We start from the raw sequence: 11,342 nt of genomic DNA on the forward strand, positions 1-11,342 counted from the left end.
GTGGCATGCCAGTTCCCTCCACGCAGCCGGCCGCAGAGCGCAAGCTGCTCCGTGACACCGTGCAGGACAAGATCCGCGACGCGATCATGGACGGCACGCTCGAACCGGGCGAACGACTGAACGACGACGACCTCATCGCGTGGCTCGGCGTCTCCAGGACCCCGATCCGTGAAGCACTGGCGGAACTCGCACGGGCCGGACTCATCGAGATGGCGCCGAACCGCTACACCCGCGTCGCCGCACCGACCGAGGCCGAGCTGCTCGACGCCTACCGCACGCTCGGCGTCATCTACGGCGGGGTCGTCCGCCTGGCCGTCCCGCGGTTCTCGGACGCCGAGCGGGAGCGGGTCACCGCCGTGCTCGACGACGTCCTGGCGCGGCTCGACGCCGACCAGCAGGCCGAGGTCGCGCGCGAGGGGGCGGACATCTACTCGATGTGGGCGGAGGCCTGCGGCAACGCCTCGCTCGCGCAGCTGTGCCGCTCGACCACCGACGGTCTGGCCTTCCGGCTCCGCGTGCCCGAACTCACCGAGCTCGTCCCGACCGACGTCATCCGACCCGAGATCGTGAAGCTCCGTGACGCCGTCGCCGCGGGCGAGCCGATCGACGCGGAACTCGCGATGGAGGCGATCCACCTCCTGCCCACGCGCGACTGACCGAGCGCCGGGCGTACAGCGTCGGGCACGGACCCTCAGGGATCTCCCTGTCCGTTCCACGCTGTGCCGTTATGGTTTCCGGGTGAGCATCGAACCCGAGCAGACGACGCGCCGTGCCCGCCGCGGCCACGTGCCGCCGCGCCACGGGCGCCAGAAGCGTGGGAGCGGCGTGGTCCTCCCCGCGGTCGCCGGCGTCCTGGCGATGGGCCTCGTGCTGACCGGCGGCTACGCCGCGTTCGCCTTCACGAGCCTCAACAGCGGCGTCACGAAGATCGACGCGATCAGTCCGCGGTCGGACGACGACGACGACGTGGACGGTCAGGCGCAGAACATCCTGCTCGTCGGTGACGACCACCGTCCGGACAACGCGACGCCCGAGCAGATGGCCGAGCTGAGCACCGAGGACGACGGCGGTGCGACGAACACCGACACGATGATCGTGCTGCACATCAACGCCGACGGGTCCCAGGCGACGATGATCTCGTTCCCGCGCGACTCGTACGTCCCGATCCCCGGCGTCGGCAAGGGCAAGCTCAACAGCGCGTTCTACTACGGCACGCTCAACGGCGGCGGCGACACCGGTGGTGCGAAGCTGCTCATCCAGACGATCCAGGACCTCAGCGGCCTGACGATCGACCACTACGTCCGGGTGTCGTTGCTCGGCTTCTACCAGGTGGTCAAGGAGCTCGGGCCGGTCGAGGTGTGCCTGAACAACGCGGTGAACGACCCGTACTCGGGTGTCGACCTGCCGGCCGGCACCTCGGAGCTCGACGCCAAGCAGGCGCTGTCGTTCGTCCGCCAGCGGCACGGGCTGCCGAACGGTGACCTCGACCGGAACGTGCGCCAGCAGTACTTCCTGTCGCAGGAGGCCCGCAAGGTGCTCTCCGCGGGCACCCTGCTCAACCCCATCAAGATGAACAACATCCTCAGCGCCGTCGGGAGCTCCATCCAGACGGACACCGACCTGGTGTCGCTGGCGAGCCAGATGCGGAACCTGCGCCCGGGCAACATCCAGTCCGCCACGATCCCGACGCTCGGCACCCCGACCATCACGGTGGGTGGCCGGCCGCTGTCCATCGTCGAGGTCGACACCGTCGGGTTGCCCGCGTTCGTGCAGGGACTCGTCGGCGAGCCGGAGGAGTACACGAAGGCCACGGCCGCCGAGCCCGCCGCGACGACGGTCACCGTGCTGAACGGCAGCGGGACGACCGGCGCCGCCGCGACGGCGACCGCGAACCTGACGGCCCGCGGCTTCCAGGTCGGGACGCCGGGGTCCTCGGACACGACGCAGAAGACCCAGGTGCAGTACCCCGCCGGGCAGGAGGCGCAGGCCAAGGCCGTCGCCGCGGTGGTGCCCGGTGCGGTCGCCGTGCGGTCGACGACGGTGTCGGGCGTCACGCTCGTCCTCGGGTCCGACGGCATCACCGTCACCGCCCCGGCCGCCCCCGGCGACGCCTCCTCCACCCCGGCGGACGAGGCGCCCGAGGCCGAGGCGTCGAAGCCGGCGGAGTCCGAGCCGACGCCGAGCTCCACCGACGTGAAGACCTACGGCGAGGAAGGCGTCTGCATCAACTGACGCACCCTTCACCACCCTGGGGCCGCCCGTGGGAGCGCGTCGGTAGGGTCGACCGGTGAGCCACGTCGCGCGTCCGATCACCCTGATGACCTACAACGTGAAGAACCCGGATCCGCGGCACGACTGGCCAGCGCGACTGCCGCTGGTGCTCGAGGTCATCCGACGGCACGACCCCGACGTGCTCTGCGTGCAGGAGGCGTTCGACCACCAGATGGACGCCCTCCGACAGGGGCTGCCCGACCACGACGCCGTCGGGCAGGGCCGCGAGGGGGGCACCGCGGGGGAGCACGCCGCGGTGTTCTTCCGCCGCGACCGCCTGCGCCCCGTCGACGTCGGGACCTTCTGGTTCTCCGACACCCCGGACGAGCCGGTGTCGAACACCTGGGGGAGCCTGTACCCACGGGTCGCCAACCACGCGCGCTTCCTCGACGCCGAGGGGGCCGCCTTCACGCTCCTCACCGCGCACTTCGACCACGAGGAGAACGACCACGGGGACGAGGTCCGTCGGCGCAGCGCCGCCCTCGTCGTCGAGCGGCTCGCCCCGGTCGACGGCCCCGTCGTCTTCGCCGGTGACTGCAACGAACCGTGGGGCGCGGGTCCGGCGTCCCGGGTCTTCACCGATGCCGGGTACCGGGACGCCTGGTCCGACGCCGGTGACCCCGGTGACCGCACCGCGTCCTTCAACGGGTGGCAGGCACCGGTCGACTCCGGCGAGCGGATCGACTGGGTGCTGACCCGCGGCGACGTCACCGCCGAGCGCGTCGTGATGGACCACGACGGCCCGGAGACGTGGGCCGCGAGTGATCACTTCCCGGTGGTGGCGTCCCTGCGCGTGGCCTGAGCCGCGTGGCCTGAGCCGCGCGGGTCGTGACCGTGCGGCCGTCGTGCAGTGCAGGACGCGTCAGCAGGACCGGCGCGCGTGCACCGGCATCGGGGAGCCGATGACCGTCACCTCGGTGTCGTTCGTCAGCGCCGAGACGCCGTTCGTGCCCTGCGCGTCCTCGCCCGTGTCGTGGGTCGGACCGTCGGTCGCGTCGTCGTGTTCCGCGCGGGGGTCGGCACCGGTCGGGTCGTCGCCGGTCGAACGCTCGTCGGGAGCCCAACCGGCTTCGAGCAGCAGCTGCCACGCCCGGGAGTCGCCGGACCCGAACGACACCTTGTCGGAGCGTGGAGCCGTCGCGATCTCGTCCGCGACGTCGTCGCCGACCTGGACCCCGTCAGGACCGGTCAGCTCGATCCGGTCGCCGGTCCGGCCCCGTACCGAGTCCTTGAGGACACGGATCTCGACCGCGTTGCCGACGGCGGACGGTGTGCGGAGCGCCGCGACGCGGACCGCCCCGCCCCAGGTGTAGGTCGTCCCCGCCGGGAAGCACGCGCCGCCGTCGCCGACCGCGGTCTGCGTGCGCGACGGGGTCCCGAGCAGCCGGTTGAGCAGCGAGACGGTCGACCTCGCGTCGCGCATGGGGACGTCCGCGACGGTGTCGTCCGCGTGCCGGAGGACCAGGGACTCGGCGTCGAGCTCGACCGTGTCCACCCGGCGCAGTTCGCGGTCGGTGACCCGGATCAGCGGCTGGACCGGGTCCGCGACGTCGCTGCGGTCCTCCGCTGCCGCAGCCGGTGCCACGCCCCCCGCCGCGAGGGCATCGGACCCGACCGTGCCGGCCGCGAAGGCGAGCACGGCAGCGCCGAGCGCGAGCAGAGTGCGGGAAGTCACCAGTCGACCGTACGGCCCGGAGCCGGACAGGACGACAGGTGTTACCGAATCGCAGCCCGGTCGTCACGTGTTCGTGATCTTGGGGATGTGTCACGGACGCGTCGCGGGGGACACCCGGCTGGACGGACAGCGGTACCCCGGTGCGTACCGTCCAGGCCATGACGGAGCAGCAGAACGACCAGGCGGGTCTCGACCAGTACGCGATGCAGGACCCCACGAAGATGTACGCCGACAAGAAGCCGGACGAGCAGTACCTGCAGGGTGCCGGTACCGACGAGGAGATGGCGCAGAACGTGCCCGCCGACCACGGTGAGGACACCTACCGCGGCTCGGGCCGCCTGCAGGGCCGCAAGGCGCTCGTCACGGGCGGCGACTCGGGCATCGGCGCCGCCGTCGCCATCGCCTACGCCCGCGAGGGTGCCGACGTCGCCATCGTGTACCTGCCCGAGGAGCAGGAGGACGCCGACCGCATCGTCGGCCTCATCGAGGACGCGGGCCGCAAGGCCGTCGCGATCCCCGGTGACATCAAGGACCTGGCGTTCTGCGAGGAGCTCGTCCAGAAGACCGTCGACGGCCTCGGTGGGCTCGACATCCTCGTGAACAACGCCGGCAAGCAGCAGAACGTCGACGACATCACGAAGATCTCGGACGAGGAGTTCGACGAGACCTTCAAGACGAACGCCTACGCGACCTTCCGCATCACGAAGGCGGCCGTGCCGCACATGCAGCCCGGTTCGACGATCATCAACACGACGTCGATCCAGGCGTACGCGCCGTCACCGCACCTCGTGCACTACGCAGCCACGAAGGCGACCGTGAACAACATGGCCAAGGGGCTCGCGGCACAGCTCGCGCCGAAGGGCATCCGGGTCAACGCCGTCGCTCCCGGCCCGATCTGGACCCCGCTGCAGCCGGCCGGTGGCCAGCCGCCGGAGGCGCTCCCGTCCGCCGGTGAGCAGACCTACCTGGGCCGCTGGGGCCAGCCCGCCGAGCTCGCGCCGGCGTTCGTGTTCCTGGCGAGCGGCGAGTCGTCCTACGTGGTCGGCGAGACGCTCCACGTCGACGGCGGCATGCCGACCCCGTGAGACGGGTCGCCTGACGCGCGCACACCGCAGACGGACGGGAGGCACGGTGCCAGCTGGCACCGCGCCTCCCTCGCAGGCTCGGTGCCGGCTGGCACCGCGCCTCCCTCACAGGCTCGATGCCGGCTGGCACCGCGCCTCCCTCACAGGCTCGGTCAGGGCGCCCCGCAACGCTTCGCGTTGCCGTTCAGCGGGGCGCGCCCGTCCGTCGTCTCAGCAGGCGACGGAGCGCGCCATCCGCTCCAGCAGCTCCCGTGCGGACATCGCCGCGGTCAGTTCGACCTCGACCGGGTTGATCCCGATCGCGCGCTCGAACGCGCGGCGGCGGGCCTGGTCGGCGATCGGGACCTCGGGGCGTTGCGGCAGCCGGGCGATCGCGCGTGCTGCGGCGCCGAACGCGCCCTCCGGGGAGCCGAGCTGCTCCCACATGGTCCGCACGTCGTGCGCGACCTGCTCGTCGTCGCCGCCGAACTCGTAGCCTGCGGAGGCCATGGTGGCCAGGCCCTGTGCGACGGGGTCTTCGGGGGTCATCCCGGCATGGTCGCACGGCAGCCCGCGTGCGTGCTCCGGGGTCGTCGCCTGTCCCCCGACATGCTGACACCCGTACCGGGGATGCTGTGTCCCCCGCCACTGCGCTTGGATGGAGGTGCGGACAGGACGTCCGCCGCACGACGGAGGGCACGATGCTCGAACACACCAGCGCCGACACGCAGGCGGCAGCCGCCGCGGCCGCCACCCTGCACCTGCGCATCACGATCGTCGGCGCCACGGTCGACGTCCTCCGTGACGTACCCTTCCACGAGGCCCACGTCGGCATGGTCGCCGAGCGGATGGGCATCACGACGGAGGAGCTCCGCCAGCACTTCCCGTCCTGGGACGGCCTCGTGCTCGCCGCCGTCGACCGCTGGAACGGCGCGCGACTGGAGGCGGTGGCACACGAGGTCGGGGACGGCCCCACGGTCGACCTGCTGCGTGCGATCGTCGCCTCGAACGCCGAGGACCCCGCGCTCATGCGGCTGCTCGTCGCACTGCTCTCCGTCGCCGGCAACCCTGCGCACCCCATGGCCACGTACCTGCGGTCGCGCTACCAGCTCTTCTTCTCGCAGGTCCGGCGCGGCCTGGAGCACGACATCGCCGTCGGCCGCGCGCCCCACACGATGGACCCCCGTCGCGGTGCCGAGCAGCTCATCGCGCTGTACGAGGGGCTCCAGCTGCAGGCGATGCTCCGCGCGGAGCTCGACCTGGTGCCGGCGTTCGACCGCGCGGTCGCCCGACTCGAGCGCGGCTGGATGGAGCGGTACGAGCCGCAGGCCGCGCAGCGCTTCTCGACGTGGAGCGACAGCGGGAGCTGGGAGATCTGATCCCTGGCCGCGAGGCGCGTCACCCGGGTCGACCCGGAGCCGCACGGGCGTAGTCGTGGAGGCTCCGACGGAAGGAACCGACATGGCAGCACCGAACCCGATCCAGGTCCAGAAGTACCTCAGCGGCATCGACTACCCCGCCTCGAAGGAGGACATCGTCGCGACCGCCGAGAAGGAGGACGCCCCCGGTGACGTCCTGGACGCCCTGAAGGGGATCCCGGACGGCGACTACGACGCCCCCACCGCGGTGACGAAGGCCGTCTCCGACAAGGGCTGAGGCGCTCGCACCACCCGAGACCCGGGCTGGGCGACGTTCCTCGTGCTCCCGGGCACGAGAGCGGTCGCCCAGCCCGGGTCTCGTGTCGGGTGGTCCCTCAGCGCGGGCGGTGGCCCCGCGGCACGGAGCCGTTGCCCGGGTCGTACCCGGTGTCCCGCAGCACGGGGATCGCCGTCGTGTCGTTGTGGACCGAGTGCACCGTCACCCGACGCGCCCGCCGCAGGGCCCGTCGCGCGCCCGGGGTCGCCACGAGACCACCGAGCACGAGCCCCGCGCCGATGCCGAGTGCCACCGAGACGGCCGCCACGAAGTCGAGCGCGGCGCCGGACGCCCCCGACATGAAGTGCAGCAGGGCATCGGACACCGCGACACCGGGCAGCAGTGCACCGCAGAACGCCGGCACCGCGATCGCCGCCACGGCCGTGCGCATCCGGGCTGCTGCGATGGTCGACAGCACGCCGAGCAGCACCGACGCGATGAACGTCGCTCCCAGCAGCGGCATGCCGAGGTGCCGGAGCTCCCAGAGGAACGCGCCGGCGGTGACCGAGAACACCACCGCGACGGGGATGACCCGGGCACTGGCCTGCTGCACGAAGCAGTTCGCCGCCGCGGACACGACCGTCAGCGACAACGAGGCCCAGAGCGGCAGCGGTTGCAGCACGATGCCGGACGGGTCGACCTCGATGCTGAGCCACTGCAGGACCGCGATGCCGGCCGGGACCCCCACGACGATCGCGGCGATCACGAGCACGATGTAGAACGCCCGGGCGACGGCCATGGCCCGGAAGCCGGAGATCGCGTCCTGGGCCCAGGTGACGAGCGACACGTGGGGCAGCAGCAGGACGACGAGTGCGGCGACCATCGTGGCCGCACCCGTCGCGGTCAGGACGTCGGCCCAGATCGCCAGGGTGCCGATGGCCGAGGCGACGGCTGCCTGCGCACCGGAGACGAAGAACTGCGGGAAGCCCCTCCCGGTCAGCCAGCGGCCGGACAGGATGATCCCGAACATGAGCACGAACGCGCCGACACCGGCACGCCAGCCACCACCGGCCTGCATCGCGATCGAGGTACCGAGCACCGAGAGGCCCACGTCGGCGAGCCAGGTCGGCCACCGGGTCGGCAGCCGCAGGACGGCGACCAGGGCGCTCACCGCGCTCGTCATGTCGCGCTCGCCGTGCACCAGGTCGTCGACGATCTGGTTCGCGCGCGCGAGCCGGTCGAGGTCGGAGCCGTCGGACTGCACCGTGCGGACCTTGACGAGCGGCGGGTGGTCGGCCGGGGCGTACTGGAGCGTGACCGAGCTGCCGGAGAAGTCGAGGTCGAGGGGCGCGAGGTTCCACTTCGTGGACACCGCGACGACGGCGGTCTCGACACTGCGGGTGTCCGCACCGGAGGCGAGCATGACCTCGGCCAGGTCGAGGCAGAAGTCGACGATCTGCACCGGCGAGTACTGCTCGCGCGGGCGGGTGTCCGGGGTGACGTCCTCGTAGATCGTGCCGCGCAGGCGGGCACGGGCGTCGCGGATGTCGTGCTGTGCGAGGTTGCGGACGCGCGGCCGGGGTGGGCGCCCGGGCCGCGGGACGCCGGGGAGGAACTGCTCGGCCATCAGACCATGGTGCCAGCCGCTCGTGCCCGAGTCCGGACGTCCGCTGGACGTTGCCGATGACGGGTCAGTGACGGGCCTGCGTGCTGAGTCGTCCGGCTGCGAAGGCGGTGACGGCCGCGCCGACCAGCACGACGACCTGCCCGGTCAGCTGCAGTCGCGTGGTCCGGATCGGCAGCATCGTCTCGCCGGCGAGGGGCGCGTGGGCGAACCACCCGAACGACGGGTTCGGTGCTGCGAGGAGGAGGACCACGCCGGCGACGAGCAGGATGATCCCGACCAGCAGCCCCCGGAGCGTCCAGGTGCGGGCGAGGCGAGCGGCGCACACGGCCGCGACGATCCCACCGAGCAGGGCGAGGACCGCCCCCACGACGAGCTGTCCGGGTCGGTCCCCGCTGACGAACGCGAAGTCACCGCCCGATGCACCCGCGATCCAGCCGGACGAGTCGAGTCGCCGCACCGCCAGGAACACCACGCCGACGAGGGCGACGAGTGCGCCCACCCACGTGACGACGTGCGTGCGGGTGCGGAAGAGGCGGCGCATGCGCCCGTCCGTCGGTGACGACTACTGCTCGAAGGTCGCCTTGAGCTCGATCTCGACGCCCGTGAGCGCCTTGGAGACCGGGCAGGTCGCCTTGGCCTCGTCGGCCGCCTTCAGGAAGGCGGCCTCGTCGATGCCGGAGACCTCACCGTTGACGGTGAGGGTGATGCCGGTGAGCTTGAAGCCGCCGGCGCTGTCCGGGCCGAGCGAGACGTCGGCCTTGACGTCGAGGGCCTCGACGGTGCCGCCGGCCTCGCCGAGGATCGCGGAGAACTGCATCGCGTAGCAGGCCGAGTGGGCCGCGGCGATGAGCTCCTCGGGGCTGGTGGTGCCACCGGCCTCGTCCGCGGCGCGCTTCGGGAAGGAGACGTCGTAGGTGCCGACCTTCGAGCTCGACAGCTCGACCTGGCCGGAACCGTCGTTGAGGCCGCCCTGCCAGGCGGTGCGTGCGGTGCGCGTGGGCATAGCCGCTCCTTTCGTTGGGGGAGGCCCCGTTCAGGGCCGACGCCAGTCAATCGGAGAACGACCGTTCTCGCAACCGGCTCTCGGGGAAGACGCAGGATGCCCGGCGACCGAGATGCGCGACAGGTGTAGTTTTGACGGAGATCGAAGGAGAACCCGTGCACGCCGTCGTGTTCGAGCAGTTCCGGACGTTCCCCGTCCTGACCGAGGTCGAGAAGCCCGTCCCGGGACCCGGGGAGGTGCTCCTCAAGGTCGCCGGTGCCGGGGCGTGCCACTCCGACGTCGCCGTCTACCGCGAGTTCCAGGAGGGGCAGCCGGGCGCGCAGGCCCCCGGGTTCGTCCTCGGGCACGAGACCTCCGGGTGGGTCGAGGCCGTCGGTGACGGGGTGAGCGGCTTCACCGAGGGCGACGCCTACCTCGTCTACGGGCCGGTCGGCTGCGGGCACTGCTCGTCCTGTTCGAAGGGCCAGGACACCTACTGCGAGAACGCTGCCACGAACCCGTACGCGGCCATCGGTCTCGGTCGGGACGGCGGCATGGCGGAGTACGTGACCGTCCCGGCGCGCTACCTCGTCTCGCTCGGTGACGCCGACCCGATCGCGGCGGCACCGCTCAGCGACGCCGCGCTCACGCCGTACCACGCGATCAAGGCAGCGATGCCGAACCTGGCCGGTGGCGGCAGGTACGCGCTCGTGGTGGGGCTCGGCGGTCTCGGGCAGATCGCCGTGCAGATCCTCACGGCGCTCACCGGCGCCACGGTCATCGCGACCGACACGAAGCAGGACGCGATGGACCGTGCCGCGGCCCGCGGTGCGGTCACCGTTCCCGCCGGGCCGGACCAGGCCACCGCGATCCGGGAGCTCACCGGCGGCAAGGGCGTCGATGCGGCGTTCGACTTCGTCGGTGCGACGCCGACGATCGCGACCGCGAAGGCCTCGATGGCGATCGGCGGACGGCTGACCGTCGTCGGGATCGCCGGCGGGGCCGTCGAGTGGAACTTCTTCACGACGCCGTACGAGTCGACGATCACGAACACCTACTGGGGCACGATCGAGGACCTGCACGAGGTCGTCGCGATGTACCGAGCGGGGCAGATCGAGCCCGACGTCGAGCGGTTCGCGTTGTCCGACGCGCTCGAGGCCTACCGCAAGCTCGAGGCCGGCGAGCTGTCCGGCCGCGCGGTGGTCGTCCCGACGCTGTAGCGGCGGCCGCGGCGCGGCCGCGGCCGCCGCGGCGGCCGCGGCTGCCCGAGGCTCGGCTGGGCGGACGGTTCCGCGGCCACTGGGCCGCGAACGTGTCCGCATGCGCGAGCCTCGGCCGCGCGGGCCGCGCGGGCCGCGCCGGCCGGGCCGGCCCGACCGGTCAGACCGCGGGGCCCGCGGTCCGCAGGGCGTCGGCCTGCTCCGGGGAGGAGCGCGCCGCGTACCCGATGCGGCTCTCGCGGACGTGCCAGGCCATCCGCTCGGCGGCCTGCTCGACGTCCCCCGCGTCGATCGCGGCCAGGATGCGCCGGTGGTCGGGCCACAGCCGCTTGCCGCGCGACGAGGTGTCGAGCGCGTAGAGCCACTCGATCTTCCGCGAGAGCTGCCGGAGCAGGGTCGCGAGCGTCGTGCTGCCGGAGAGCTCGGCGACCAGCAGGTGGAAGCGCTCGTTCAGGTCGACGAGCAGGTCGAGCTCGCCCCGCTCGACGGCCGCGTCACCCTCGTCGAGGACGGCCCCGAGTTCGCGGCGCACGCGCCACCAGTCCTCCGGCGGGGCCTCCGCGTCGAAGAGCGTGCGCGCCCGGGTCGCGGCGCGGCGGGCGGTGGCGGTCTCGAGCGACTCGCGGACCGCGAACAGGTCGTCGGCCTCGTCGAACGGGATGTCGGCGATGCGCGAGCCCACGTTCGGGCGCGACACCACGAAGCCCTCGCCCTCGAGCCCGCGGAGTGCCTCGCGGACCGGCACCCGGGAGACCCCGTGCCGCTCCGCGAGGAACGCCTCGGTCACCCGGGTGCCCGGTTGCAGGGCGCCGGTCACGATGTCGTGGCGGATGGCGTCGATGACGCTCGTCCCGTTCAGCACGGTGCC

Annotated in this window: 13 protein-coding genes; 7 read left to right on the forward strand and 6 right to left on the reverse strand. The window is 72.4% G+C overall.

Features of this window, described 5'->3' with window-relative positions:
• The first annotated feature begins 5 nt into the window (after positions 1–5).
• The 3 genes from Q9R28_RS07195 (at position 6) to Q9R28_RS07205 (ending at position 3,073) form a co-directional block, all read left to right on the forward strand.
• Complete coding sequence (locus Q9R28_RS07195) at positions 6–656, forward strand: GntR family transcriptional regulator (RefSeq protein WP_209684356.1); 651 nt, start codon at positions 6–8, stop codon at positions 654–656.
• 82 nt (positions 657–738) lie between these two features.
• Entirely contained in the window at positions 739–2,232 is a 1,494-nt protein-coding gene (locus Q9R28_RS07200) for an LCP family protein (RefSeq protein ID WP_066651609.1), read from the forward strand.
• A gap of 55 nt (positions 2,233–2,287) precedes the next feature.
• Entirely contained in the window at positions 2,288–3,073 is a 786-nt protein-coding gene (locus Q9R28_RS07205; protein WP_311205770.1) for an endonuclease/exonuclease/phosphatase family protein, read from the forward strand.
• A 60-nt stretch (positions 3,074–3,133) separates the two neighbouring features.
• Here the strand turns inward: Q9R28_RS07205 and Q9R28_RS07210 are convergent, their stop codons facing one another.
• Positions 3,134–3,946: a hypothetical protein gene (locus Q9R28_RS07210; protein ID WP_311205771.1), complete on the reverse strand. Its 813-nt coding sequence runs from the start codon at positions 3,944–3,946 to the stop codon at positions 3,134–3,136.
• 158 nt (positions 3,947–4,104) lie between these two features.
• Here Q9R28_RS07210 and Q9R28_RS07215 point away from each other — a divergent pair, with 158 nt between their 5' ends.
• Positions 4,105–5,031 carry an SDR family oxidoreductase gene (locus tag Q9R28_RS07215; RefSeq protein WP_251159986.1) on the forward strand — a complete coding sequence of 309 codons (927 nt, stop codon included), beginning with the start codon at positions 4,105–4,107 and terminating at the stop codon, positions 5,029–5,031.
• Positions 5,032–5,241: 210 nt separating this feature from the next.
• On the opposite strand, the gene Q9R28_RS07220 is transcribed toward Q9R28_RS07215, so the two are convergent.
• A complete protein-coding gene (locus Q9R28_RS07220; RefSeq protein WP_251159985.1) occupies positions 5,242–5,559 on the reverse strand; it encodes a hypothetical protein in 318 nt (105 codons plus the stop codon).
• Between the two features lie 152 nt (positions 5,560–5,711).
• Between Q9R28_RS07220 and Q9R28_RS07225 the strand changes: the two genes are divergently transcribed.
• Complete coding sequence (locus tag Q9R28_RS07225) at positions 5,712–6,389, forward strand: TetR/AcrR family transcriptional regulator (protein ID WP_066651619.1); 678 nt, start codon at positions 5,712–5,714, stop codon at positions 6,387–6,389.
• A gap of 82 nt (positions 6,390–6,471) precedes the next feature.
• On the forward strand, positions 6,472–6,666 hold the full coding sequence (locus tag Q9R28_RS07230; protein WP_066651621.1) for a DUF2795 domain-containing protein: 195 nt from the start codon (positions 6,472–6,474) through the stop codon (positions 6,664–6,666).
• Between the two features lie 97 nt (positions 6,667–6,763).
• Here Q9R28_RS07230 and Q9R28_RS07235 read toward each other — a convergent pair whose 3' ends face one another.
• The 3 genes from Q9R28_RS07235 to Q9R28_RS07245 form a co-directional block, all read right to left on the reverse strand.
• Positions 6,764–8,272 carry a threonine/serine exporter ThrE family protein gene (locus Q9R28_RS07235; protein ID WP_066651626.1) on the reverse strand — a complete coding sequence of 503 codons (1,509 nt, stop codon included), beginning with the start codon at positions 8,270–8,272 and terminating at the stop codon, positions 6,764–6,766.
• 64 nt (positions 8,273–8,336) lie between these two features.
• A complete protein-coding gene (locus tag Q9R28_RS07240; RefSeq protein ID WP_311205772.1) occupies positions 8,337–8,813 on the reverse strand; it encodes a hypothetical protein in 477 nt (158 codons plus the stop codon).
• 21 nt (positions 8,814–8,834) lie between these two features.
• Complete coding sequence (locus Q9R28_RS07245) at positions 8,835–9,275, reverse strand: OsmC family peroxiredoxin (protein ID WP_209684341.1); 441 nt, start codon at positions 9,273–9,275, stop codon at positions 8,835–8,837.
• Between the two features lie 155 nt (positions 9,276–9,430).
• Here Q9R28_RS07245 and Q9R28_RS07250 point away from each other — a divergent pair, with 155 nt between their 5' ends.
• Positions 9,431–10,474, forward strand: a complete 1,044-nt coding sequence (locus Q9R28_RS07250) for an NAD(P)-dependent alcohol dehydrogenase (RefSeq protein WP_311205773.1) — start codon at positions 9,431–9,433, stop codon at positions 10,472–10,474.
• A gap of 160 nt (positions 10,475–10,634) precedes the next feature.
• Here the strand turns inward: Q9R28_RS07250 and Q9R28_RS07255 are convergent, their stop codons facing one another.
• On the reverse strand, positions 10,635–11,336 hold the full coding sequence (locus Q9R28_RS07255) for a GntR family transcriptional regulator (RefSeq protein ID WP_251154236.1): 702 nt from the start codon (positions 11,334–11,336) through the stop codon (positions 10,635–10,637).
• Positions 11,337–11,342 lie beyond the last annotated feature (6 nt).

It is taken from the genome of Curtobacterium sp. BRD11 (assembly GCF_031844345.1).
Taxonomy (GTDB): domain Bacteria; phylum Actinomycetota; class Actinomycetes; order Actinomycetales; family Microbacteriaceae; genus Curtobacterium.

Excerpts from the sequence above, each read along its gene's own strand:
- Q9R28_RS07230 (WP_066651621.1), top strand. The coding sequence starts at position 6,472 with ATGGCAGCACCGAACCCGATCCAGGTCCAGAAGTACCTCAGCGGCATC.
- Q9R28_RS07215 (WP_251159986.1), top strand. The coding sequence starts at position 4,105 with ATGACGGAGCAGCAGAACGACCAGGCGGGTCTCGACCAGTACGCGATG.
- Q9R28_RS07220 (WP_251159985.1), bottom strand. The coding sequence starts at position 5,559 with ATGACCCCCGAAGACCCCGTCGCACAGGGCCTGGCCACCATGGCCTCC.
- Q9R28_RS07235 (WP_066651626.1), bottom strand. The coding sequence starts at position 8,272 with ATGGCCGAGCAGTTCCTCCCCGGCGTCCCGCGGCCCGGGCGCCCACCC.
- Q9R28_RS07240 (WP_311205772.1), bottom strand. The coding sequence starts at position 8,813 with ATGCGCCGCCTCTTCCGCACCCGCACGCACGTCGTCACGTGGGTGGGC.
- Q9R28_RS07245 (WP_209684341.1), bottom strand. The coding sequence starts at position 9,275 with ATGCCCACGCGCACCGCACGCACCGCCTGGCAGGGCGGCCTCAACGAC.
- Q9R28_RS07225 (WP_066651619.1), top strand. The coding sequence starts at position 5,712 with ATGCTCGAACACACCAGCGCCGACACGCAGGCGGCAGCCGCCGCGGCC.
- Q9R28_RS07195 (WP_209684356.1), top strand. The coding sequence starts at position 6 with ATGCCAGTTCCCTCCACGCAGCCGGCCGCAGAGCGCAAGCTGCTCCGT.